This window comes from Methylobacterium sp. WL119 (assembly GCF_008039875.1).
Taxonomy (GTDB): domain Bacteria; phylum Pseudomonadota; class Alphaproteobacteria; order Rhizobiales; family Beijerinckiaceae; genus Methylobacterium.
In genome coordinates, this window is the sequence record NZ_VRUU01000260.1 from 1 (window position 1) to 437 (window position 437).

The window sequence follows — 437 nt, forward strand, 5'->3', positions numbered from 1 at the left end:
ATACTTTACCGGTGCAACTCTTCATATTGTTGGGGAGGGACCTTATAAAGCTAAATATGAAGAATTAGCCGCCTCCTCTCCCTACTCTAAATCCATTATATTCCACGGCGGAAAAGATGACACTAGACCCTGGTTTCGTGATGCTGATATTTTTGTACTTCCATCCCTTTCTGAACCTGCAGGCCTTGTTTTATCAGAAGCATCTGAAGGGGGTTGCGCCATTATTGCGACCAATGTTGGAGGAATTCCTGAAATGCTAAATAATGGTTTGGCTGGCATGTTAGTGAGTCCTGGCAACCCTCTTGAATTGTCTAATAGCATATTGTTGTTGCTTAATGATCCTGCCCGCCTTCAAACTGCCAAGTTAGCATCGATAGCTAATATAGATAGAATGAAAGTCTCTCGCGTTTCTGACGAAACTATGAGTATATATAAAG

At 41.9% G+C, this 437-nt stretch carries 1 protein-coding gene; it reads left to right on the top strand.

Going from position 1 to position 437, the window contains the following annotated elements; genetic code table 11:
* The coding region (locus FV227_RS28740) for a glycosyltransferase (RefSeq protein WP_147860491.1) at positions 1–437 on the top strand (437 nt) is incomplete at both ends.